Source organism: Escherichia sp. KCJ4928 (assembly GCF_004352695.1).
In the GTDB taxonomy this organism is placed as follows: domain Bacteria; phylum Pseudomonadota; class Gammaproteobacteria; order Enterobacterales; family Enterobacteriaceae; genus ECMA0423.
On record NZ_SJWV01000462.1, the window covers coordinates 1 to 917 of the forward strand.

General features: G+C 49.9%; 1 protein-coding gene. It reads right to left on the bottom strand.

Annotation, left to right across the window (positions count from 1 at the left end):
* The coding region (locus E0D98_RS24850) for a GAF domain-containing protein (RefSeq protein WP_074469732.1) at positions 1-751 on the bottom strand (751 nt) is incomplete at its 3' end.
* Between the last annotated feature and the right edge of the window lie 166 nt (positions 752-917).

Genomic DNA, 917 nt, shown 5'->3' on the forward strand with positions numbered 1-917 from the left:
GTTCAGTGATTGCCCGTCCCTGACTTGCCGTCGCGTCAAGGCGCAAGACCCGCGCCGCCTGGGCATTGATAAATTGCAAATTACCCTGCTCGTCCCAGCTAATCACGCCATCATCCATACTTTCTAACAGGGCATTAAGTTGATTTAAATGACGGTTAGTTTCAGCGAGCAAACTGTCCGTCAGCAGTAAATTTCCGACCTCGCGGGCGATTGCCAACGTCAACGGCAAATCAGCTGCGGTAGTTTGCTCAACCGGACACGCCAGCGCTATTGTTCCCGTCAATCGGCCCTTGCTGTCAAACAACGGCGTTGCACAAAAGGCCCAGTTCCAGAGTGCCTGTTTGAAATGTTGATCGGCCATCGTTTTCACGGCCTGACCAGAGATAGCCGCTAACGATAGCGCACAAGTACCAATAATTCCCTCGGCGCAATACGTGCCGTCATTGAATCCCAGTGCACTTAGCTGCTGCAAGGTTTGCGGATCGCCATTACGGCTGAGAATGCAGGCGGTTTCATCGAGGATAAACAGCGCACACTCTCGCGGTGCCATATATTCCCAGGCATCTTCCAGCGCAGCCTGCCCGAGCGTCAGCATCGCTTTCTTACGCCGATAAATAGAAGCAAATGTCACGCCCTGGGCCTGATGTGGTACGTTCCATGTCTCCCGTTTCATCAGCTTATTGCATCGCTCCCAGGAGGTTGCAATTAAGGGAGATATGCCCCGACCATCGTTGTTAAAAGCGCCACTCATATCCCGCATCCCTTATGACAAAAGGTGTTCCGGCTCGCAATTTTAAGTATTAATACACGTAAAAGTTTCAATATGGAACATTCATTAAAGCATATGTTTCACTATGAAACATAATTTGGGCTAATTTTCTTTTCCCTTGCCTGATGCACAATGGATTCATCGGCAG